The following is a 20,863-nucleotide window of genomic DNA, read 5'->3' as shown; positions in this document are numbered from 1 at the left end:
GGTCCTGACGGTAAGCGCATACCGACCGATCAGTTTGCCGAAATCCTCGCGCTGGACCCTTACTCCGAAGTAACGTGCGTGGCTCCCGCCCCCCACCTCCCTGCGGCCCGCCGCACCGGATCCCACCTCGCAAGGAGAACCGGGATGTCCTACGACCCGTCCCCCTCCCACCGGTACCGACCACCCGATCCGCCCCCGCCCTACGACCCGTACACGTACGACACCTACCCCTGGGCCCCGCAGGAGGCGCCCGAACCGGCCGGACGGCGACCCCAGCGCCACGCCGCGCTCGGACACCACAGCGACCTGCGGGTCCTGCGCAGCGCCTATCGCCGGCAGCGGCGCGTGGCCACGCTCACGGCGCTCGGCTACTTCACCCTCTTCCTGATCCTGTCGGCGTTCGCCCCGTCGTTCATGACGAGCACCGTCACCGACGGCCTGCCCACCGGACTGCTGCTCGCGATCGTCCAGGTCCCCGTGACCTGGCTGGCGATCGCCCTGTACGAGCAGACGGCCCGGCGCCGCGTCGACCCGATCGCGGACCGGATACGCAAGCTGGCCGAGCTGGACGCGAGGCGGGAGGGGGCCCGATGAACACCGATTTCAGCGGTAACGCCCAGACGATGTCCCTGGTCGGCTTCTCCGCCGTCGCCACGGTCACGCTGCTGCTGTGCGTGATGACCGGCCCGGACCGGGACGACCTGGACGAGTTCTACACCGGCTACAGCTCCCTGTCGCCCATGCGCAACGGCCTGGCGATCGCGGGCGACTACATCTCCGCGGCGACCGTCCTCGGCACCGGCGGCGTCATCGCGCTGTTCGGCTACGACGGGGTCGTGCTGGCGCTGAGCACGGCCCTGTCGCTGATGCTGCTGATGTTCCTGCTGGCCGAACCGCTGCGCAACGCGGGCCGGTTCACCATGGGCGACGCGCTCACCCGGCGCACCCCCGGACGCGGCGTCCGCATCGCGGCCTGCGCGGTGACCCTGGCGGCGCTGCTGCCGCTGATGCTCGTGCAGCTGGCGGGTACCGGGCAGCTGATGGCGTTCATCCTCGGCTTCTCCGGCGAGTCACTGCAGACGGGCTGCATCATCGGCGTGGGCGCGCTGATGATCAGCTACGCGGCGATCGGCGGCATGAAGGGCACCGCCCTCATCCAGATCCTGAAGATCGTGATGCTGCTCGGTTCCGGCCTGGTGGTCGCGGTGCTGATCCTGAACCGGTTCGACTGGGACCCGGGCGCTTTGTTCGGCGCGGCCGCACAGAACAGCGGCGTGGGCTCGGGGTTCCTCTCCTCGGGCCTGCAGTTCGCCGGCGGCCCCAGCCCCGACCTGGACATGATCACCGCACAGCTGACGGTCGTCCTCGGCGGCGGTGTGCTGCCGCATGTCACCATGCGCATGTACACGGCCTCCAGCGCCCGGCAGGTACGGCGCTCGATGTCCTGGGCGGTGTCGGGTGTGGCCCTGTTCGTCCTCGTCATCACGGTCGTCGGCTTCGGCGCGACCGCGCTGGTCGGACGGGAGATGATCGCGCAGGTCGACCCGCGCGGCAACACGGCGTATCTGCTGGGATCCCAGGCGGCGTTCGGAGCGGACGTGTCGGCGGCGGAGACGTTCCTGTTCACGACCGTCACAACGGCGGTCTTCCTCACGCTGCTCGCCTCCGTCGCCGGCATGATCCTGGCCTGCGCCAACTCCCTCGCGCACGACGTGTTCGCGGCCCGGGTGCAGGAGATGTCACCGCGCCGCGAGATGACCGTGGCCCGGTTGTCGGCCCTGGCCGTGGGTCTCCCCGCGATCGTGCTGGCCACCCAGGTCCAGCACCGCAGCCTCCAGCCGCTGGTGACCCTGTCCTTCTGCCTGGGCGCCTCGGCCATCGCACCCGCGCTGGTCTACAGCCTGTTCTGGCGCCGCTACACCCGAACGGGCCTGCTCAGCACCCTCATCGGCGGCTCCCTGGCCGTCCTGCTGCTGATGCCGGGCACCAACCTGGTCTCCGGCTCACCCGTCTCGGCCTTCCCCGAGGCCGATTTCAACTGGTTCCCGTTCACCACCACAGGGCTGGTCTCCATACCCCTGGGCTTCGCCTTCGGCTGGCTCGGCACGATGGTCTCCGGCCACCGGCAGGCGGAGGAACAGCGCCACCAGTACGAGGCGGTGGAGGGCTGGATCCTGGCAGGCGCGGCCCGCAGGGACCACTGACACGGTCGGCACGGCAGCCGACGCGGCGCACGTACGGTGCCGCCGCTCGGACGGTGCCGGGCGGCGGACACGGCCGGTCCGACCGCCCGGCCCCGGCCGCCCTGCCACCCTGCCACCCGGCCACCCGGCCACCCGGCCGCCCTGCCACCCGGCCGCCCTGCCGCCCTGCCACCCGGCCGCCCTGCCACCCGGCCAACCGGCCCCGACGCCCCGGCTCGAACGGCGCTGCCTCGACGGCGCGTCACACGACGACGCGGGGCATCACTCCGCCGCCACCTGTCCCGCCCAGTCCGTCAGGCTGGCGTGGATGTGGTCGATGTGAGCCAGGACGTCGTCGCGCTGCCCGGCGTGTTCGTCGAGGAGCCGGTCCGTTTCCTCCTCGACGGTCTCCATGTGCTCGTGAGCCCGCGCGAGCTGCTCCGCCGCACGGGCCCGGGCTTCGTCCTCCAGGTCCTGGGCGGACGCCTCCGCGTCGGCGTAGACCTGCTCCACCTCGCACAACGCGTCGTGAGCGGCCCTCATCTCCTGCTCGTACTCGGTGTCGAGGGCGGTCGCCCTGGCGGCCTCCGCCCGTTCGGTCTGTGCCCACCGCTCGGCGTGTTCCTTGTCCTGCTCGGCCAGCATCCCGGAGGTGCGCTGCTGCATCTCCCGCAACGCGGCCAGCGCCTCGCCCCGCTCCTCCTGCGCCTCACGCCGGGCCGCGCCGAGGATCTCGTCGGCCTCCGCGTGCGCGGCGAGCAGCCGCTGCCGGACGCGTTCGTCGGCATCGGCGCGTACCTCATCGGCGTCGGTCTGGGCGGACTCGCGCACCTCGGCCGCGGACGCCCGCGCCCCGTCCAGGAGGTGCGCCGCCTCGACGCATGCCCCTTCCCGCACGGACGCGGCCTCCTGTCCGGCGAGCTCGAAGAGCTGCCGGGCCCGCTCGCCGAGCGTGTCGTAGTGCTGTGGGGCCAGTTGGCCCACGGCCTCACGCAGCCGCCCCAGCTCCTCGCCCATCTCCCGGGCGAGCACCGTCAGCCGGGCCGCCCTCTCCCAGGCCGCGTCCCGGTCCGCGGACAGGGCCCCGGCGTACTGATCGACCTGCTCGGGACGGTAACCGCGCCCCCGCACGGCCCTGAAGCCGTGCGGTGACCCCGTCGTGCCGCTCATCCGGACCCCTCTCCACCACACCGATGTGACGTCACACTAGAAATCGGATGATTTCGCGCACATCTTGGTGGATCAGACGGAAGCGTTCATAACGCGACACTCCGCACAGAGGTCACGGAACCCGACCGGGCCGTACGCCGCTCAGCCCCAGCTGGTGCCCGCGGGCTCCTGGACGGTCGTGTTGATGCGGTTGAACATGTTGGTGACCGCGACGGTGAGGATCAGCGCGGAGAGCTCCTTCTCGTCGAAGTGGTCGGCCACCTCGTCCCACAGCACGTCCGGGACCGACTCCCCCGACAGGTCCGAAAGCCTCGTCATCGCCTCGGTCAGCTTCAGCGCGGCCCGCTCGGCGTCCGAGAAGAAGGGCGCGTGCCGCCACGCGGCGACGGCCGCGATGCGCTCCTCGCCGACCCCGTTCTTACGGAGATTGGCAACGTGACCGTGCACGCAGGCCCCGCAGCCGTTGATCTGACTGGCGCGCAGCCCGACGATCTCCGCCGTCTCCTGCGCCAGACCGCCCTCGCCGATCGCCTGGAAGAGGGTGCCGATGCCCTTCATCGCACCGGAAAGGACATACGCCGGGTTCGTCATCCGTGCCTGCATGATCTCTGCCTCCTGAGTCGGCGGTGCATCGCTGTCACTGCACTGACGGAACAGCGGCGGGAGGTGTGACAGCCCGGCGCGAGAATCCCACCGCGAGACCCCGGGGGGCACGAGAAGCCGGGCCCGGCAGGCACGAGAGAGCGAGACCCCGGGGGCAGGAAAGAGCGCCCCCCGGGCAGGCACGAGAGAGCGAGACACCGCGGGCACGAGAGAGCCGGGCCCGGTCGTGTGAGCGACCGGACCCGGCTCCGTACGGCACGTCAGCGGCGACGCGTCACAGCAGTCCGTCCCACATCTCCTCCAGCAGGACCGACCACCAGCTCTCCGGCGACCCCAGCGCCGCCGGGTCGAGCGCGGCCAGCTGCGCCTGGAAGTCGACGGTCCAGCGGCCCGCCTGCTCCTGGTTCAGCCCGAACCGCAGCCGCCACATCCGCCCCAGCAGGGCGAGGCAGCGCGCGAACTCCGGCAGCCCGGTGTTCACGAACTGCGGCGGCACCGGCGCCCCGCCCGGCCCCGCCTCCACCGGCACGGCCACGATGTTCGCCGTGCCGTACTGCACGCAGATCGCCTTGCCGAAGTCGCTGCCCATCACCAGATAGGAACCCGCGTCCGAGGCCGGCTGCACACCGCGCTCGGCCGCCAGCTCCGCCAGCGTCGGAACGGGCCGCCCCGGCTGGGCCTGCGCCCAGAAGAACGGACCCATGTCCATCGGCAGCCCGGCCGCCACCAGCGTGTGCGCCACGACCGGCGGCACACCCTGCCGCGACACGGCGGCCTGCTCGAACCGGAACACCCCCGGACCGAACGCGGCCCCGAGCTCCTGTCCGATGGCCTCCGGCGGAATCGGCGGAGCCGCCTGCACCGGCGGCAGCGGAGCACGCACCGGAGCCGGACGCGCCGGGCCGTCCGCCACCTGGTGCAACTCGCCCTGGTGGGCCAGCAGCTGCTGCATGCCCTGCTGCCGGCTCGCGTGGTCCGTCCCGTACGGCGCGATGCTCGTGATCCGCGCCTGCGGCCACTGCTCCCGGATCATCCGCGCGCAGTACGCACCCGGCAGCTCGCACGACTCCAGCTCGGTGTGCAGCTCCAGCACCTGGTCCGGGGGCACGTTCATGGCCCGCAGCTCGTGGAAGATCTGCCACTCCGGATGCGGCGTGCCCGGCGCCGAACGCCGGATCAGCTGCTGCTCGGAGCCGTCCTGCGCGCGGTAGCGCAGCACGGCCTGGTAGCCGGGGCCGACGGTCGGCTGCCCCGTGGGCTGCTGCGGATAGCCGTACGCCGGCGGCTGCCCGGGCCCGGGCGGGCCGGGCGGCGGCATCGCGCCCGGAGGCATGGCACCGGGGGGGATGCCGGGCGGCACCGCACCCGGCATCCCCGGCGGCACCGGGGGCGCACCGGGCGCACCAGGGGCGGCCGGTGGTACGCCGGGGGCCTGCGGCGGCGGAGGCACGCCGGGCCCGCCCGGCGGGGGCGCGGCCAGCATGGTCTCCGCGTGGTGCACGGGCCCCGGTCCGCCGGGCGGTGTGACGCCCGGGGCGCCCGGGTGCCGCGGAACGCCAGGCGCACCGGGCGGGTTGGGAGCACCCGGAGGCTGGGGCGCGCCAGGAGCGCCGGGCGCCCCGGGCGGCCCCGGCGGCTGCGGCGCGCCCGGGCCCATCCGGCCGGGGTCGGCGAGCATCGTGGCGGCATGGTGGACACCGCCGGGCGGCGTACCGCCCGGGGCGCCCGGAGGCTGCGGCGCACCCGGAGGCCCGGGCGGGTTCGGCGTGCCGGGAGCGCCAGGAGCACCCGGGCCCGCGTGCGGAACGCCGGGCGCACCCGGGGCGCCAGGGGCCGCGGGCGGCGGCATCGGCACGCCCCCACCCGAAGAGTCCCCGGGCCCGCCCGGACCGTCGGGCCCGAGCGCCGACACCATCTGCGTCGGGACGTACCCGCCCGCGGGAGTGCCCGACGCCCCGGGCCCGGACGGCGGCGGCGTACTGCCCTGCCGAGCACCGGGCGTCCCCGGGGCGCCCGGAGGGGGCGGGGTGGACGGACCCGCACCGCGGCGCCCGGGCGGCGGAGCCGCCTTGCTGGTCGCGGCGTCAGCGATGTCACCGGCGTTCGCAGCGGCAGGCGGCGGCGTGCTTCCCTGAGGCGGCACGCTGCCCGGCTGCTGCGGATACCCGTACGGCTGCGCGCCAGGCGCCGGCGTACTGCCCTGCGGCGGCGCACCCCCCGGCTGCTGCGGATACCCGTACGGCTGCGCACCGGGCGCCGGCGGAGGCGTACCGCCCTGCGGCACACCGCCGGGCGGCGTCCCCGGCACTCCCGGAGCACCTCCCGGCGCTGCCGGGTAGCCGTACCCCGGGCCACCGGGCGCGGGCGCCGCCCCCGGCCCCTGGGCGTTCGGGTCGTCGACCGCGGGCGACAACGCCGTCGGCGGAAGCCGGCTGCCACCCGACATCAGAGTCGTCTTGGCCTCGGGCATCGTCGAGGGCGGCGGAACGTCGCGGTCGGCCTCGCCCAGCGGCGGCGCGAAGACCGTCGCCGGCAACGGCACGGAACGGTCGTCACCCGCGTCCGCGGTGGTGTCCGTACCGGCCCAGGGCGTCGCCCCCTCCGGCACACCCGGCACATCCGACGCACCGGGAGCCCCCGAAGCAGCCGCGTCAGCCCCGGGGTCCTCGCCCCCGGCCACCGGCCACGACGCACCACTCCCCGGCGCGACGGGCGCACCCTGCGCAGGAGTGACACCACCCCCGGCGAGCCCCCCGCCGGCCGCCGCCCCGGAACCAGAACCGCTGCCAGAACCGGAACCAGAACCGCTGCCAGAACCGGCAGCAGAGCCGGACCCAGGACCAGGACCCGCAGCAGAGCCGGAACCCGGCTCCCCGGCAACAGAAGCCGCCTGAGCCTCAGCCCCTGCGCCCGCCCCCGCACCCCGCCGATCCGGAATACCCAACTTGTCCGCCGCGTCCTGCAACCACTCCGGCGGAGTCAGCAGGAACGACGTCTGGTTCAGATCCACCCTCGCCGCAGGCGCGGCCGGGGCCGGCTCGTCCACCGCGTCCGGACGGCCGTACTCCTCCTCGTACCGGCGGATCACCTCACCCACCGGCAACCCGGGCCACAGCGTCGCCTCGCCACTGTCCCGCGCGAGCACCAGCCGCTGCGCACCGCCGTCCGAACGCGGCCCGTCCGCCCGGTCCTCGGCCCACACCACGAACCCGAGGTCGAACTCCCGCACCCGCACCTCACGATGCTGGTACGACGGCACATCCCCGTTGATCCACTCCTCGGCGCGCTCCTGCGCCTGCGCGAAGGTCACCATCGCCGACCTCACTCCCCCACGGCCGAGGACGACACCGCGCCCACCGGCACCACACGCGCGAACCCGCCGTCCACCATCAGGTTCGCCACCGTCTCCAACTCCGGCGGATCGCCCGCCAGCCGCGACAGGAAGACATCGAAGTCGTCCCCGCAATGCAGCAGCAACCGCTCCACGCGCTCCGCCGGCGGCACCGAGGGATCCACGTCCCGCGCGTCGTCGTACGCGCAGAACCACACCGAACCGATCCGCTCGCCCTTCACCTTCACGGCCAGCAGCCCGCCCTGGACGAACGCGATCCCCAGATAGTCCTTGGTCAGATGGTCACGCAGACACTTGTTGACGTAGACGAGGTCATTGACCGCCGCCTCGTCGCGCACCGTGAAGAACGGCTGGTCCACCAGCAGCCCCAGCTCCGCGTCCAACGCGGCACCCACCGGCGCACAGCCACCCGCCGCCTTCAGGAACGACCGGTACGCACCCGGCAGCCGGTAGCCGAGGTCCTCCTCCACGCCCTGCACCTGCGACTCCGTCACCGCCACACCCGACTTCGGCAGACCGAAGTGCGCCGGACGCGTCTCCTGCAACGGCCGCGTGCCCCGCTTGGCATGGTCGACGCCCGACGTCGCCACACCCCCGTGATGCCGCAGCAGCGCCTTCACCTCGACCGGAACCAGCTCCAGCCGCCGCGTGCCCACCACGTGGTGCCACGTCCAGCCGTGCGGCGTCGCCACCGCCGGCACCGTGTCCCACAACTCGTGCCCCGACGCCGACAACGCCGTGTTCGCCGACACGTAGTCCGTCAGCCGCAACTCGTCGACACCGAAACCCTCCGGAGGCTCCGCGATCTCCGCCGCCGCCCGCGCGTAAGCCGAGAAGTCGGGGTAACCGTGCTCGTCGACCCGTACCCCTCTCGGGTGACGGGCCGCCCGGACCGGATCCGGGAAATGCACGACCTGCCCGGCGTAGGCCGCGTTCGGCGGCGCGGCTTGCTGCCCGAGCCGACCTGTCGTCATGGCGGTTGCCCCCTGCGGCACTCTGTACGACCCGTATTGACCACCTTCGGCGCACTACGACCCGTATCGACTGTCACGTCTGCTGTCTCGACTTCTCTGCACTTCACCGCACGCACCGACCTCACGGATCACCCTCCGGTTCACTGCATCGAACCCCGAACGGATCACCGCATCGCCCACGGTGCCGACAGCCTATGCGGTACGACGACACCGGTCACCGGCACCGGCCGGCACCCCCTCCGCTTCCGTGACCAGCCGTCACCCCACCGTGACGGCACAACCCGCTACGGGCGTGTCGCCGCGCCCCAGCTTCCGCACCGGCCACGGCATTTGGCAGTCTGTGACCCCCGGGGGGATGCACGGAGGGGAAGACGATCATGAACGCGACGCAGACGGGACCACACACCGGCCGGTCCGCCGACCCACGAAACGGCGACCCCCGAGGCGGCAGCCACGACACCGGCCCCCTGGCCGGCGACCCGAGAAACGGCGCCCCCCGCGACGGCGACCCCAGAGGCGGCGACCCCCGCATCGGCTGGAGCACCACCGAAAGCGCCCACGCCCCCGCCCTCCGGCACCGCCGCGACGGCATCCTCCCCACCGTCGCCGCCGCACTCTCCGTCCGCGGCGCCACCCTCACCGGCACCGCCGCACGCGCCGACACACCCCCCGCCCTGCACCCCCTCGTCCAGGACTTCCTCGACAGCCTCCCCAGCGCCCAACGCGACCGCTACACCGGCCGCTGCGCCGAAACCATCCTCATCTCCCGCCACATCGCCGCCGCCGACGCCGCCCGCAGCAAACGCGCCGCACGCAAACCCATGACCAACGGCGAGGCACGCAAAGCCCTCAAGCAGGCCAAACTCACCGCCCGCCGCATCCGCGAAGACGGCGACCCCCTCCACGGCAGCTTCGCCACCCCGTGCCGCGCCTGCACCGCGCTCAGCGCCCACTTCGGCGTCCGCATAGTCGACCCGGCGTCCCAGAACAACTGACGCCCCCACCCCCCACACCGCACCGTCACCGAACCGGCGCGCGCCCACACACACCCGCGCCACCCCATGACCTCGACGAGACGAAGGGCAGATGCACACCGACCGCACCTCCACCACCCGCTTCGCCGTGCCCGTCGACGCCGCCCTGCGCGCCGCCGGCTGGCAACCCGGACGCTGGGACATCAAGCAAGCCGAGATCTGGGCCGACGCCCTGCGCGACCACACCTCCCCCGCGGGCCACCGCCACACCGTCTTCCCCGCAGCCGTCGAGGCCTGGGCAGAATTCGGCGGACTCCACATCACACCCACCGGCCCCGGCCGCCAGGTCGCCCCCGCCGCCCTCCACCTCGACCCGCTCCACGGCCTCCACATGGCCCGCACCCTCGGCGACCTCGGCCGCGCCCTCGGCACCGACGTCTGCCCCCTCGGCGCCGAAACCGACAGCCAGGCCCTCCTCGCCATCGACACCGACGGCCGCGTCTACACCCTCGACCACACCGGCGACTGGTACCTCGGCGCCGACATCGACCACGCCCTCGCCACCCTCATCGCCGGCACCGCACCCCCACGCCTCACCACAGGCTGAGAACAAGCCGAAGCGCGCCACGCACCGCGGGCACGCCACACACCACGGCGGGCCCCGAACCGCGCCACGCCACAACCGCGGCACGCCACACACCACAGCAGGCCACGCACCACAGCAGGCCACGCGCCACAGCGGGCCACGCGCCGCAGCGGGCTACGACGCCGGAATCACCGCCGACACCCGAAAACCCCCCGCATCCGTCGGCCCCGACACGAACACCCCGCCCAGCGCCGAAACCCGCTCCCTCATCCCCACCAGCCCGTTCCCCCCGGACGGCAACCCGGCCGACGACGCCGCCTCCTCAGCCGGCTCGTTCTCCACCTGCATCGCGATCTCCGACACCCGATGCGCCACCCGCACATACGTCTTCGCCCCGGCCGCATGCTTGTGGACGTTCGTCAACGCCTCCTGCACCACCCGATACGCCGTCTGCTCCACCAACGGCGCATACGACCGCACATCCCCCTCCACCGACAACGCCACCACCATCCCCGCCGCAGCCGACTGCCCCACCAGCTCCTCGATCTCCGCAAGACACGGACCCTCGTCGTCCGCCACCCGCGAAGCAGCCGCAGCCGCAGCAGCCGCCACCCCCACCGCCGCCAACGGCACCGACGCCGCCACCGACGTGGACGCGGACGTGGACACCGACGGCTCACGCGACGGCCCGTCCCCACCACTGCGCAGCACCCCGAGCATCTCCCGCAGCTCCGTCAGCGCCTGCCGCCCCATGTCCCCCACCAACGCGGCATTCCGCACGGCCTTCTCCGGATCCTTCCGGGCCACCGCCTGCAACGCCGCCGCATGCACCACCATCAGGCTCACCCGATGCGCGACCACATCGTGCATCTCCCGCGCGATCCGCGTCCGCTCCTCGTTCCGGGCCCACTCGGCCCGCTCCTCCGCCCGCTCCGCCAGCAACTGAAGCTCCCGCTCCAGACTGTCCGCCCGCTCCCGCAGGCTCTCCATCAACCGCCGCCGCGCCCCCACATACAGCCCCAGCAGCACCGGAGGCGCCGTGAAGCCCAGCGACATCGTGATCGCCGCGAACGGCACGAACCAGTCACCGATGTCCAGGTCCCCCCGCGACATGTCCTGCCGCGTCTTCACGAACGTCACGATCAACGTCCCCACCAGCGACATTCCCGCCAGCGAACCGATGATCCGCCGGGGCAGCTCCGCCGCGGCCAGCGTGTACAGGCCGACGATGCCCATCACGAAGCCCATCTCGGCCGGCGTGATCGCGATCGACACCAGCACCACGGCGATCGGCCACCGCCGCCGCACGAGCAGCACGGAACCGGCCAACAGCCCGAAGACGACCCCCACCGCCACCGGGATCCCCGCGTCCCTCGCGAACGGGATCCCCTCCAGCGCGCACTCCAGCGCGGACACCACGGCCAGACTCACATCGAACACGGCACTACGCCGCCTGGCCCACCACCACGGCCCTCCCCGGGCCGTCACATGGTCTTCCCCCGTCGCGGTCATGCCTCCCAGCCTACGGGCGGCCCCCGCCGGATTTCCGTCCCATTTCCCGGACTGGCCCACACCACACTCCGTGACCGTTCGGCCGCGATACCACCCGATATCCCTCGAACTGCTGAACCGCACACCGTTCGACCCCGGAGGGCCGCATTCCGCCCGGACGGTATGCGTATGACACATGCACCCGGCAAATACGCCGACTTCGAGGAACTACGGGAGAGGGCGGTGGCGCTGCGCCGCGCGGGCCTCAGCCGCCGCCAGATCCGGGACCGGCTGCACGTCGACAACAACGACATCCTCAACCGCCTGCTGGAGGGCGAACCGCCACCGGCCTGGACGAAGCGCCCGAACGCGAAGGACGACCTGAGGGAGAGGGCGAGGGAACTACGGCTCCAGGGCCGGACGTACGACCAGATCCAGGTGGAGCTGGGGTGCTCGAAGAGTTCGATCTCGCTGTGGGTACGGGATCTGCCGAAGCCGGAACGGAAGCGGACACCCGAGGAGGCCTCGGCCATCGCGAGGCGGGGCTGGGAAGCCACCCTGCACCTCCGTGACGAGGAACGGTGGCACACCAAGGCGGCGGCGAAACAGGCCGTCGGCGCACTGTCACCGCGCGAGTTGTTCCTCGTGGGTGTCGGGCTCTACTGGGCGGAAGGCAGCAAGGACAAGCCTTACGACCGCCGCGAGAACGTCTGCTTCGTCAACAGCGACCCCGGCATGATCGAGGTCTTCCTGGCGTGGCTCGACCTGCTCGGAGTGGAACGTGAGCGCCTCAGGTTCACCGTGATGATCCATGAGTCGGCCGACGTGGCGGGCGCCGAGAAGTACTGGGCCGACCTCGTGGGCGCCGAGCGCTCCGCGTTCAACAAGACGACGCTGAAGAGGCACAACCCCAAGACCGTCCGCAAGAACACCGGCGAGGCGTACCGAGGTTGCCTCGTGATCAAGGTACGACAGAGCTCCGACCTGTACCGTCGCATCGAAGGCTCTTGGTACGGCATAGTGTTGGGAGCCACCCAGCCGATTGGCGAGATGTCCGATTAGCCGGGTTTATAGTCCCCTGTGGTGTAATTGGCAACACGGGTCACTTTGGATGATTTGTTCCAGGTTCGAGTCCTGGCAGGGGAGCACACACTCAGTTCGGGTCCTGGCTGACGCGACGCCGGTCAGGCCCCACACCCCCCACCCCCACAAAACCCCCCGGTATCCTGCGGATGTCACCCCACCCCATCCACAGCCGAAGGGCATCCCGTGAGCGCCAACCGCCCGGCAGCCGTCGTCGTTCTCGCAGCGGGTGAGGGCACCCGTATGAAGTCGGCCACACCCAAGGTCCTGCACGAGCTCTGCGGTCGCAGTCTCGTGGGTCACGTCCTCGCCTCCGCCGGCGAGCTGCAGCCCGAGCATCTGGTCGTCGTGGTCGGCCACGCCCGTGAGAAGGTCACCGCGCATCTCGGTGAGATCGCCCCGGACGTCCGTACCGCCGTGCAGGCGGAGCAGAACGGCACCGGGCATGCCGTGCGGATGGGCCTGGAGGAACTGGGCGGGTCCGTCGACGGGACGGTCGTCGTCGTGTGCGGGGACACGCCCCTGCTGACGGGCGCGACCCTGCGGTCCCTGGCAGAGACGCACTCCGCCGACGGCAACGCGGTCACCGTGCTGACCGCCGAGGTGCCGGACGCGACGGGGTACGGGCGGATCGTCCGGGACGAGGCCACCGGGGCCGTCACGGCCATCGTCGAGCACAAGGACGCCTCCGATGCGCAGCGGTCGATCCGTGAGATCAACTCGGGTGTGTTCGCGTTCGACGGGCCTCTGCTGGCGGACGCGCTGAAGAAGGTGCGGACGGACAACAGCCAGGGCGAGGAGTACCTGACGGATGTGCTCGGGATCCTGCGTGAGGCGGGGCACCGGGTGGGGGCGTCGGTGGCCGGTGACCACCGTGAGATCGCCGGGATCAACAACCGTGTGCAGCTCTCGGAGGCCCGCCGCATTCTCAATGACCGGCTTCTCACGGAGGCCATGCTCGCCGGCGTGAGCGTCATCGACCCGGCGACGACGTGGATCGACGTCACGGTCACCTTCGAGCAGGACGCCGTGGTCCACCCCGGCACGCAGCTGCACGGCTCGACGCATCTTGCTGAGGGCGCGGAGGTCGGGCCGAACTGCCGGCTGACCGACACGCGTGTGGGTGCGGGTGCGCGGGTCGACAACACCGTGGCGGCGGGTGCCGAGGTCGGCGCGGAGGCGACGGTGGGGCCGTTCGCGTATCTGCGTCCGGGGACGCGGCTGGGTGTGAAGGGCAAGATCGGGACGTACGTGGAGACGAAGAACGCGTCGATCGGGGACGGGACGAAGGTGCCGCACCTGTCGTACGTGGGGGACGCGACGATCGGTGAGCAGACGAACATCGGTGCCGCGAGCGTGTTCGTGAACTACGACGGGCAGGAGAAGCACCACACGACCATCGGTTCGCATTGCCGGACGGGCTCGGACAACATGTTTGTGGCGCCTGTCACGGTGGGGGACGGTGCGTACACCGCTGCGGGGTCCGTGATCACGAAGGATGTGCCGGCGGGTTCGCTGGCTGTGGCCCGTGGTCAGCAGCGGAATATCGAGGGTTGGGTGGCTCGGAAGCGTCCTGGGAGCGCGGCGGCGAAGGCGGCCGAGGCGGCTTCCCGGGAGTCGGCCGGTGAGGGCTGACCGGAAACCGATGCCTGAAACACGGCGTACGGTGATAAGTGCACACCCGCACCCCCACCAGCTGAGACGGCCTCCGGCAAGCCGGCTGCGAGGTTTCTCGACACCTAGCTGCGACACCTCTGAGGAGACAGTGCTGTGACCGGGATCAAGACGACCGGCGAGAAGAAGTTGATGTTCTTCTCCGGCCGCGCCCACCCCGAGCTTGCGGAGGAGGTCGCCCAACAGCTGGGTGTCGGGGTTGTCCCGACGAAGGCCTTCGACTTCGCCAACGGTGAGATCTATGTGCGTTATCAGGAGTCGGCGCGTGGCGCGGACTGCTTCCTGATCCAGAGCCACACGGCTCCGATCAACAAGTGGATCATGGAGCAGTTGATCATGATCGACGCGCTGAAGCGTGCGTCGGCCCGCTCCATCACGGTCATCGTGCCGTTCTACGGTTACGCGCGGCAGGACAAGAAGCACCGTGGACGTGAACCGATTTCGGCGCGTCTGATCGCGGACATGATGAAGACCGCGGGTGCGGACCGGATCCTGACGGTGGATCTGCACACGGACCAGATCCAGGGCTTCTTCGACGGTCCGGTGGACCACCTGTTCGCGTTGCCGCTGCTGGCGGACTACGTGGGCCGGAAGGTGGACCGGGAGAAGCTGACGGTCGTGTCGCCGGACGCGGGCCGGGTGCGGGTGGCGGACCGTTGGTGCGACCGGCTGGGTGCGCCGCTGGCGATCGTGCACAAGCGGCGTGACAAGGACGTCGCGAACCAGGTCACCGTCCACGAGGTCGTGGGTGAGGTGAAGGGTCGCGTGTGTGTGCTGGTGGACGACATGATCGACACCGGTGGGACGATCTGTGCCGCGGCGGACGCGCTGTTCGCGCACGGTGCGGAGGACGTGATCGTGACGGCGACGCACGGTGTGCTGTCGGGCCCCGCGAGCGACCGCCTGAAGAACTCCCGGGTGAGTGAGTTCGTGTTCACGAACACGCTGCCGACGCCCGGTGAGCTGAGTGGGGACCTGGACAAGATCTCGGTGCTGTCGATCGCGCCGACGATCGCGAGCGCGGTGCGTGAGGTGTTCGAGGACGGTTCGGTGACGAGCCTGTTCGACGAGCAGTAGGCCCCGCGTGGTGCCGGCGTAGATCCTTTTGGTGCGGCCTCCCGGTCCGAGTAGACTGCTGCAGTTGCTCGGCGAGGGAGGCCGTTCCCGTTGTTTTCGGGGTGCGGTGGTCCGTTATCGACGCGCTCTTCGTAGCAGGCCGTTCGTGGCCGGGTGACCACGTCCGTATCTACTTCTACGAGGAGTGACCATGTCCGAGGTGAAGATCTCCGCCGCGACGCGCACCGAGTTCGGCAAGGGTGCCGCGCGCCGTATCCGTCGTGAAGACAAGGTTCCGGGTGTCCTGTACGGGCACGGTTCGGACCCGCTGCACCTGACCCTTCCGGGTCACGACCTGCTGATGGCGCTGCGTACGCCGAACGTGCTGATCGCGCTGGACATCGACGGCAAGACGAACGAGCTGGCGATCCCGAAGGCCGTGCAGCGTGACCCGCTGAAGGGTTTCCTGGAGCACGTGGACCTGCTGCTGGTGAAGCGCGGCGAGAAGGTCACGGTCGAGATCCCGGTGCACACCGAGGGCGAGCTGGCCCCGGGTGGTTACCTGCTGGAGCACGTGCTGAACGCGCTGCCGGTCGAGGCCGAGGCGACGCACATCCCGGAGTCGGTGACGGTTTCCGTCGAGGGTCTCGAGGCCGGTGCCTCGATCCACGCGAAGGACATCAAGCTGCCCAAGGGCACGACGCTGGCCGTCGAGGAGGACGCTGTCGTCCTGCAGGTCCTGGCCGCGCAGGCCGAGGAGGCCCCGGAGGGCGAGGAGGCCGCGGAGGAGGAGACGGCCGCCGAGGCCTGATCCCTCTCGTCGTCGTTTCGTCGGCCGCTGTTCCCGTGCGGGGCAGCGGCCGACGCGTATGTATGAAGGAGAGATGGACGTGACGACCGATGCGGCCGCTCCGTGGCTGATCGTGGGGCTGGGCAATCCGGGGCCGGAGTATGCGGGGAACCGGCACAACGTGGGTTTCATGGTGGCCGATCTGCTGGCGGACCGGGTCGGGGGGAGGTTCAAGCGGGCCGGCAAGGCTCAGGCGCAGGTGATCGAGGGCCGGATCGGGCCGCCGGGGCCGTTGAACCGCCGGGTGGTGCTGGCGAAGCCGATGTCGTACATGAACCTGTCGGGTGGGCCGGTGAACGCGCTGCGGGATTTCTACAAGGTGCCGGTGGATCATGTGGTGGCGGTGCATGACGAGTTGGACATCGACTACGGGGTGCTGCGGCTGAAGCTGGGTGGCGGTGACAACGGGCACAACGGGCTGAAGTCGATGACGAAGGCGTTCGGTGCGGAGTATCACCGGGTGCGGTTCGGGATCGGGCGGCCGCCGGGGCGGATGCAGGTGGCGGATTTCGTGCTGAAGGATTTCTCGTCGGCGGAGCGCAAGGAGCTGGACTACTTCGTGGACCGGGCGGCGGACGCGGTGGAGGCTCTGGTGATCGAGGGGCTGGAGCGGGCGCAAAGCACGTACAACTCCTGACTTGTCACCCGTCGAGGTTGACGGGCCGTTCAGGCATGGCCAATGATCCCGGCCATGCCTGCCACTGTCCCCTCTTCGTCCCGGTCTTCGGCCGTCGTGCTGCGGTTCGGGCGGTTCGCGGCGATGGGTACGGTCGCGGTGCTGATTCTGATCGCGGGGGTGTGGGCGTCGTGGGGTACGGCGCAGCACGTGATGCTGACGAAGGGCCGGGAGCAGGGCACGGTCGAGGTGACGCGGTGTGGGCCGGACACGTGCTGGGGCCGGTTCACGCCGTTGTCGCAGGGTGCGCAGCCGCGGGCGCGGGTGGTGCTGGAGAAGTCGGTCGCGGTGGAGCGGGGCCGGACCTACACGGTGGTCGTGAAGCCGGGTGGGGTTGACGCGGTGCGTTCGGGTCCGGCGGGGGTTCTGTACGCGTGGGTGCCGTTCGGTGGGGCGTTGTTGCTGGCGTCGGTCGTGGTGGCGGGTGGTCTGTTGCGGACGCGGCTCGCGTGGGTGCTGGGGTTGTCCGGGGTGGCGTTGTTGACGGCGGCGTTCGTGGTTGTTTGAGGGGTCGGGTCGTTCTCTTCTTGGTGGAGGGGCCTTCTCCTGCTGGTGGGGCGTGTGTTGTGGGTTCGTGATTGACGTGCGGGCGGGCTGGGCTGGAAGCTGAGCCGCCCCCTCCACATCTTCTCGGTCACTTCTCGAAGATGGACTACCCGTTATGCGAACCCTCTCGCGCTTCGGCGCTGTCTGCGCTGCCGCTTCCGCGGTGCTTCTGCTCGCTCCGGCCGCCCATGCCGCTCCCCCTGGCGACAACGGCACGGTGAAGATCCACGATGCCTCGACGGGTGAGGAGCTGCCCCGTAACGAGCCGCATGTGTGCGCCTTCTACCTGGACGCCTTCGGTTTCGACGGTGGTCAGAAGGTGGACTGGCACATCGACGCGATCCCTCCGAGTGAGAACAAGGGGGAGACGGTGGAGTCCGGTGCGCTGACGCTGGATGCCGAGGGTCGGGGCCGGACGGAGGATCTGTCGCTGGCCGACGGGCATTACAAGTTGTTCTGGAAGTTCGAGGGTGAGAAGGGGTCCGCCAAGCACAAGGTGTTCTGGTCGGACTGCGGGGACGAGCAGGGGCCGGGTGGTTCGACGCCGTCGGCTTCGGCGTCCGCGTCCCCTTCGTCGGGGGTGTCGGGGACGCCGTCGGGTGAGCCGGGTGCGTCGGTGTCGCCGAGCGCTTCGGCCGGCGGTGGTGTGCCCGCGTCCCCGTCGCCGTCCTCGTCGCCTTCGTCGTCGGCGTCGCCGCAGGGTGGTGGCGACGGTGATCTCGCCGAGACGGGCAACGGGGCGCCGGTGGGTGTGCTGTCCGGTGTGGCGGCGGCGCTGGTGGCGGGTGGTGGCTTCCTGGTGCTGCGGCGCCGGAGGGCCGGCCGCGGCTGATGTGGAAGGCACTGTGCCCCCCGAGCCCGTACGGGCTTGGGGGGCACAGTGGTGTCCAGGGGGTGGTTCAGCCGGTGTTGCGCAGGCCGGCTGCCACGCCGTTGACGGTGAGGAGGAGGGCGCGGGCGAGGAGCGGGTCGGGCTGCTCGGCGGCTTCGCGCTGCCGCTTGAGCAGGGCGACCTGGAGGTAGGAGATGGGGTCGAGGTAGGCGTCGCGGATGGCGAAGGTCTGCTTCAGGACGGGTGCGGCGTCGAGGAGTTCCTCTTCGCCGGTGACGCGCAGGACTTCACGGACGGTGAGTTCGTGCTCGGTCTTGATGGTGTCGAAGACGTGCTTGAGCTCGTCGGGCACGAGGGTGTCGACGTAGTGCTGGGCGATCCGCAGGTCGGTCTTGGCGAGGGTCATCTCGACGTTGGAGATGAAGTTGCGGAAGAAGTGCCATTCCTGGTGCATCTCGTCGAGGACGGTGTCGAGGCCCGCTTCGCGCAGGGCCTTGAGGCCGGAGCCGACGCCGAACCAGCCGGGGACGATCTGCCGGGACTGGGTCCAGCCGAACACCCAGGGGATGGCGCGCAGGCCGTCGAGGGAGACGCCGGAGCCGGGGCGGCGGGAGGGCCGGGAGCCCAGGTGCAGGTCGGCGAGCTGGTCCACCGGCGTCGACGCGAGGAAGTACGTCGGCAGGTCGGGGTCCTCGACGAGGCGGCGGTAGGCGGCGTGGGCGGCGTCGGAGACGACGTCCATCGCGGCGTCCCAGCGGGCGAGGGCCTCGGTGGACTGGCGGGGTGCGGTGTGCAGGGCGGAGGCCTGGAGGGTGGCGGCGACGGTGAGTTCGAGGTTCTCCCGGGCCAGGGACGGGATGAGGTACTTGTCGGAGATGACCTCGCCCTGTTCGGTGACCTTGATCTCGCCTTCGAGGGTGCCCCAGGGCTGGGCGAGGATGGCGTCGTGGGTGGGGCCGCCGCCGCGGCCGACGGTGCCGCCGCGGCCGTGGAAGAGGCGCAGGCGTACGCCGTAGCGGTGGGCGACGTCGCGCAGGCGGCGCTGGGCGCGGTGGATCTCCCACTGGCTGGTGGTGATGCCGCCGAACTTGGAGGAGTCGGAGTAGCCGAGCATGACCTCCTGGACGTCGCCGCGCAGCGCGACGAGGCGCCGGTAGGACGGGTCGGAGAGCATGTCCTCGAGGATGGTGTCGGCGGCCTTGAGCTCGTCGGTGGTTTCGAGGAGCGGCACGATGCCGATCTTGGCCCAGCCGGCGTGCAGGTCGATGAGGCCTGCTTCGCGGGCGAGGACGGCGGCGGCGAAGACGTCGTCGGCGCCCTGGCACATGGAGATGATGTAGGACTCGATGACTTCGGGTCCGAAGACTTCGAGGGCGCGCTTGACGGTGCCGAAGACGCCGAGGGTCTTCTCGCCGGGGGCGTCGACGGGTGCCGGGGTGGGGGCGAGGGGCCTGCGGGAGCGGAGCTCCTTGGCGAGGAGCTTGGCGCGGTAGTCGCGGGGCATGTCGGCGTAGCGCCAGGATTCCTCGCCGAGCCGGTCGAAGAGCTGGCCGAGGGCGTGGTGGTGGGCGTCGGCGTGTTCGCGGACGTCCATGGTGGCGAGCTGGAGGCCGAAGGCGGCGAGGGTGCGGATGGTGCGGGCGAGGCGGCCGTCGGCGAAGAGTCCGCCGCGGTGCTCGCGCAGGGAGCGCTGGATGATCCGCAGGTCGTCGAGGAGTTCGCTGGTGCCGAGGTAGTCGCGGCCGGCCACGTGGCCGGTGCCCTCGGCGAGGCGCTTCTTGGTGTTCTCCAGCTTCTGCCGGACGCAGGTGGCCTTGAGCCGGTAGGGCTCTTCGGCGTTGAGGCGCTTGTAGCGGGGGCTGATCTCGGGGAGGTTCTCCAGGTCGGTCTGGAGGGAGGTCAGGAGTTCCTCGGTGGCGCCGGCGTAGCGGATGGAGTTGGACAGGAAGCCGCGGAGTTCGTCGATGGTCTCCAGGGCGTCGTTGATGCCGTGTTCGTGCTGGAGGATCAGGACGTCCCAGGTCACCTGGGGGGTGACGTTGGGGTTGCCGTCGCGGTCGCCGCCGATCCAGGTGCCGAAGGTGAGGGGGCGGGTGTCGTCGGGGAGCTTGACCCCGGCGCGCTCCAGCTCGGCGGTGAGGTCCTCCAGGACGTCGCCGACGGCGCCCACGTGCAGCTCGTCGAGGTAGTAGATGGCGTTGCGGGCCTCGTCGGCGGGCTCGGGGCGCACCACGCGCAGTTCGTCGGTCTGCCAGACGAGGTCGATGTTCTCGGCGAGGCGGGTGTCCAGGCGGCGCCGGTCGGACTCGATGACCGGGGTCTCCAGGAGCGCGGCGATGCGGCGGAGCTTGTTGAGGACCGAGCGGCGTGCGGCCTCGGTGGGGTGGGCGGTGAAGACGGGGCGGACGTTGAGGTTCGCGACCGTCTGGCGCAGGTGCTCGGGGTCGGCGTCCTTGAGCCGGTCGGCCGTACGGGCGAGGAGTCCGCCTTCGGCGGCGCGGCGGGCGCGCAGCTCGCGGCCGCGGTGGACCTGCTCGGTGACGTTGGCCAGGTGGAAGTAGGTGGAGAAGGCGCGGACCAGCTTGGCCGCGGTGTCGAGTTCGGTGCCGCGCAGCAGCTCGGCGGCGGCCTCGCCGTCCTCGCGGGTGAGGCGGCGGACCTTTTCGACGAGTTCCAGCAGCTCGGGGCCCTCTTGGCGGACGAGGGTCTCGCCGAGGAGGTCGCCCAGCCGGCGGATGTCGGCTCGCAGCTCGCTGCTCGTCGTCGTGGTCTGGTCGTCGGCACTGCTCACAGGTGCGGCTCCTTGCAGTGTT

Annotated in this window: 17 protein-coding genes and 1 tRNA gene; 12 read left to right on the top strand and 6 right to left on the bottom strand. The window is 71.2% G+C overall.

Features of this window, described 5'->3' with window-relative positions; translation table 11 throughout:
* The first annotated feature begins 144 nt into the window (after window positions 1-144).
* Both ACFCXS_RS15020 and ACFCXS_RS15015 read left to right on the top strand, forming a co-directional pair.
* Entirely contained in the window at window positions 145-594 is a 450-nt protein-coding gene (locus ACFCXS_RS15020) for a DUF485 domain-containing protein (protein WP_376643666.1), read from the top strand.
* Entirely contained in the window at window positions 591-2,204 is a 1,614-nt protein-coding gene (locus ACFCXS_RS15015; RefSeq protein ID WP_376643665.1) for a cation acetate symporter, read from the top strand. The genes ACFCXS_RS15020 and ACFCXS_RS15015 overlap by 4 nt, the downstream gene beginning before the upstream one ends.
* Before the next feature lie 261 nt (window positions 2,205-2,465).
* Here ACFCXS_RS15015 and ACFCXS_RS15010 read toward each other — a convergent pair whose 3' ends face one another.
* The 4 genes from ACFCXS_RS15010 to ACFCXS_RS14995 form a co-directional block, all read right to left on the bottom strand.
* A complete protein-coding gene (locus ACFCXS_RS15010) occupies window positions 2,466-3,353 on the bottom strand; it encodes a cellulose-binding protein (protein ID WP_376643664.1) in 888 nt (295 codons plus the stop codon).
* A gap of 141 nt (window positions 3,354-3,494) precedes the next feature.
* A complete protein-coding gene (locus tag ACFCXS_RS15005; protein ID WP_376643663.1) occupies window positions 3,495-3,956 on the bottom strand; it encodes a carboxymuconolactone decarboxylase family protein in 462 nt (153 codons plus the stop codon).
* A 274-nt stretch (window positions 3,957-4,230) separates the two neighbouring features.
* On the bottom strand, window positions 4,231-7,269 hold the full coding sequence (locus tag ACFCXS_RS15000; RefSeq protein WP_376643662.1) for an SUKH-4 family immunity protein: 3,039 nt from the start codon (window positions 7,267-7,269) through the stop codon (window positions 4,231-4,233).
* Between the two features lie 8 nt (window positions 7,270-7,277).
* Window positions 7,278-8,282 (bottom strand): SMI1/KNR4 family protein, encoded by a 1,005-nt coding sequence (locus tag ACFCXS_RS14995; RefSeq protein ID WP_376643661.1) that lies wholly within the window; start codon window positions 8,280-8,282, stop codon window positions 7,278-7,280.
* Window positions 8,283-8,659: 377 nt separating this feature from the next.
* On the opposite strand from ACFCXS_RS14995, the gene ACFCXS_RS14990 reads away from it, so the two are divergent.
* Both ACFCXS_RS14990 and ACFCXS_RS14985 read left to right on the top strand, forming a co-directional pair.
* Entirely contained in the window at window positions 8,660-9,277 is a 618-nt protein-coding gene (locus ACFCXS_RS14990) for a YwqJ-related putative deaminase (protein ID WP_376643660.1), read from the top strand.
* A gap of 91 nt (window positions 9,278-9,368) precedes the next feature.
* The gene (locus ACFCXS_RS14985; RefSeq protein ID WP_376643659.1) at window positions 9,369-9,863 is read left to right on the top strand and encodes an SUKH-3 domain-containing protein; all 495 of its coding nucleotides are present in this window, start codon (window positions 9,369-9,371) and stop codon (window positions 9,861-9,863) included.
* 153 nt (window positions 9,864-10,016) lie between these two features.
* Here the strand turns inward: ACFCXS_RS14985 and ACFCXS_RS14980 are convergent, their stop codons facing one another.
* Window positions 10,017-11,354, bottom strand: coding sequence for a sensor histidine kinase (locus ACFCXS_RS14980; protein WP_376643658.1), 1,338 nt, complete (start codon window positions 11,352-11,354; stop codon window positions 10,017-10,019).
* Window positions 11,355-11,522: 168 nt separating this feature from the next.
* Here ACFCXS_RS14980 and ACFCXS_RS14975 point away from each other — a divergent pair, with 168 nt between their 5' ends.
* The 8 genes from ACFCXS_RS14975 to ACFCXS_RS14940 all read left to right on the top strand — a co-directional run bounded on the left by ACFCXS_RS14975 (window position 11,523) and on the right by ACFCXS_RS14940 (window position 18,050).
* The gene (locus tag ACFCXS_RS14975; protein WP_376643657.1) at window positions 11,523-12,395 is read left to right on the top strand and encodes a hypothetical protein; all 873 of its coding nucleotides are present in this window, start codon (window positions 11,523-11,525) and stop codon (window positions 12,393-12,395) included.
* Between the two features lie 12 nt (window positions 12,396-12,407).
* Window positions 12,408-12,479: transfer RNA gene (locus ACFCXS_RS14970), tRNA-Gln, on the top strand.
* A 123-nt stretch (window positions 12,480-12,602) separates the two neighbouring features.
* On the top strand, window positions 12,603-14,051 hold the full coding sequence (gene glmU, locus ACFCXS_RS14965) for a bifunctional UDP-N-acetylglucosamine diphosphorylase/glucosamine-1-phosphate N-acetyltransferase GlmU (RefSeq protein WP_376643656.1): 1,449 nt from the start codon (window positions 12,603-12,605) through the stop codon (window positions 14,049-14,051).
* A gap of 135 nt (window positions 14,052-14,186) precedes the next feature.
* Complete coding sequence (locus ACFCXS_RS14960) at window positions 14,187-15,167, top strand: ribose-phosphate diphosphokinase (RefSeq protein ID WP_376643655.1); 981 nt, start codon at window positions 14,187-14,189, stop codon at window positions 15,165-15,167.
* 190 nt (window positions 15,168-15,357) lie between these two features.
* Window positions 15,358-15,957, top strand: a complete 600-nt coding sequence (locus ACFCXS_RS14955; RefSeq protein WP_376643654.1) for a 50S ribosomal protein L25/general stress protein Ctc — start codon at window positions 15,358-15,360, stop codon at window positions 15,955-15,957.
* Between the two features lie 73 nt (window positions 15,958-16,030).
* Window positions 16,031-16,633, top strand: a complete 603-nt coding sequence (gene pth / locus ACFCXS_RS14950; RefSeq protein WP_376643653.1) for an aminoacyl-tRNA hydrolase — start codon at window positions 16,031-16,033, stop codon at window positions 16,631-16,633.
* 42 nt (window positions 16,634-16,675) lie between these two features.
* Window positions 16,676-17,179, top strand: a complete 504-nt coding sequence (locus ACFCXS_RS14945; protein WP_376643652.1) for a hypothetical protein — start codon at window positions 16,676-16,678, stop codon at window positions 17,177-17,179.
* 154 nt (window positions 17,180-17,333) lie between these two features.
* Window positions 17,334-18,050, top strand: coding sequence for an LPXTG cell wall anchor domain-containing protein (locus ACFCXS_RS14940; protein WP_376643651.1), 717 nt, complete (start codon window positions 17,334-17,336; stop codon window positions 18,048-18,050).
* Window positions 18,051-18,117: 67 nt separating this feature from the next.
* Here the strand turns inward: ACFCXS_RS14940 and ppc are convergent, their stop codons facing one another.
* On the bottom strand, window positions 18,118-20,841 hold the full coding sequence (ppc, locus tag ACFCXS_RS14935; protein ID WP_376643650.1) for a phosphoenolpyruvate carboxylase: 2,724 nt from the start codon (window positions 20,839-20,841) through the stop codon (window positions 18,118-18,120).
* Between the last annotated feature and the right edge of the window lie 22 nt (window positions 20,842-20,863).

The sequence above is a fragment of the Streptomyces sp. NPDC056373 genome (genome assembly GCF_042262425.1).
Lineage (GTDB): Bacteria > Actinomycetota > Actinomycetes > Streptomycetales > Streptomycetaceae > Streptomyces.
This window is presented reverse-complemented; position numbering and strand designations above follow the sequence as displayed.

What these genes read in the sequence shown, in the direction of transcription:
- ACFCXS_RS14990 (WP_376643660.1), top strand. Translation starts at nt 8,660, where the DNA reads ATGAACGCGACGCAGACGGGACCACACACCGGCCGGTCCGCCGACCCA.
- ACFCXS_RS15005 (WP_376643663.1), bottom strand. Translation starts at nt 3,956, where the DNA reads ATGCAGGCACGGATGACGAACCCGGCGTATGTCCTTTCCGGTGCGATG.
- ACFCXS_RS14980 (WP_376643658.1), bottom strand. Translation starts at nt 11,354, where the DNA reads ATGACCGCGACGGGGGAAGACCATGTGACGGCCCGGGGAGGGCCGTGG.
- ACFCXS_RS15015 (WP_376643665.1), top strand. Translation starts at nt 591, where the DNA reads ATGAACACCGATTTCAGCGGTAACGCCCAGACGATGTCCCTGGTCGGC.
- ACFCXS_RS15010 (WP_376643664.1), bottom strand. Translation starts at nt 3,353, where the DNA reads ATGAGCGGCACGACGGGGTCACCGCACGGCTTCAGGGCCGTGCGGGGG.
- ACFCXS_RS14975 (WP_376643657.1), top strand. Translation starts at nt 11,523, where the DNA reads ATGACACATGCACCCGGCAAATACGCCGACTTCGAGGAACTACGGGAG.
- ACFCXS_RS15000 (WP_376643662.1), bottom strand. Translation starts at nt 7,269, where the DNA reads ATGGTGACCTTCGCGCAGGCGCAGGAGCGCGCCGAGGAGTGGATCAAC.
- ACFCXS_RS14955 (WP_376643654.1), top strand. Translation starts at nt 15,358, where the DNA reads ATGTCCGAGGTGAAGATCTCCGCCGCGACGCGCACCGAGTTCGGCAAG.
- ACFCXS_RS14995 (WP_376643661.1), bottom strand. Translation starts at nt 8,282, where the DNA reads ATGACGACAGGTCGGCTCGGGCAGCAAGCCGCGCCGCCGAACGCGGCC.
- ACFCXS_RS15020 (WP_376643666.1), top strand. Translation starts at nt 145, where the DNA reads ATGTCCTACGACCCGTCCCCCTCCCACCGGTACCGACCACCCGATCCG.
- ACFCXS_RS14945 (WP_376643652.1), top strand. Translation starts at nt 16,676, where the DNA reads ATGATCCCGGCCATGCCTGCCACTGTCCCCTCTTCGTCCCGGTCTTCG.
- ACFCXS_RS14985 (WP_376643659.1), top strand. Translation starts at nt 9,369, where the DNA reads ATGCACACCGACCGCACCTCCACCACCCGCTTCGCCGTGCCCGTCGAC.
- ACFCXS_RS14940 (WP_376643651.1), top strand. Translation starts at nt 17,334, where the DNA reads ATGCGAACCCTCTCGCGCTTCGGCGCTGTCTGCGCTGCCGCTTCCGCG.
- pth (WP_376643653.1), top strand. Translation starts at nt 16,031, where the DNA reads ATGGACGTGACGACCGATGCGGCCGCTCCGTGGCTGATCGTGGGGCTG.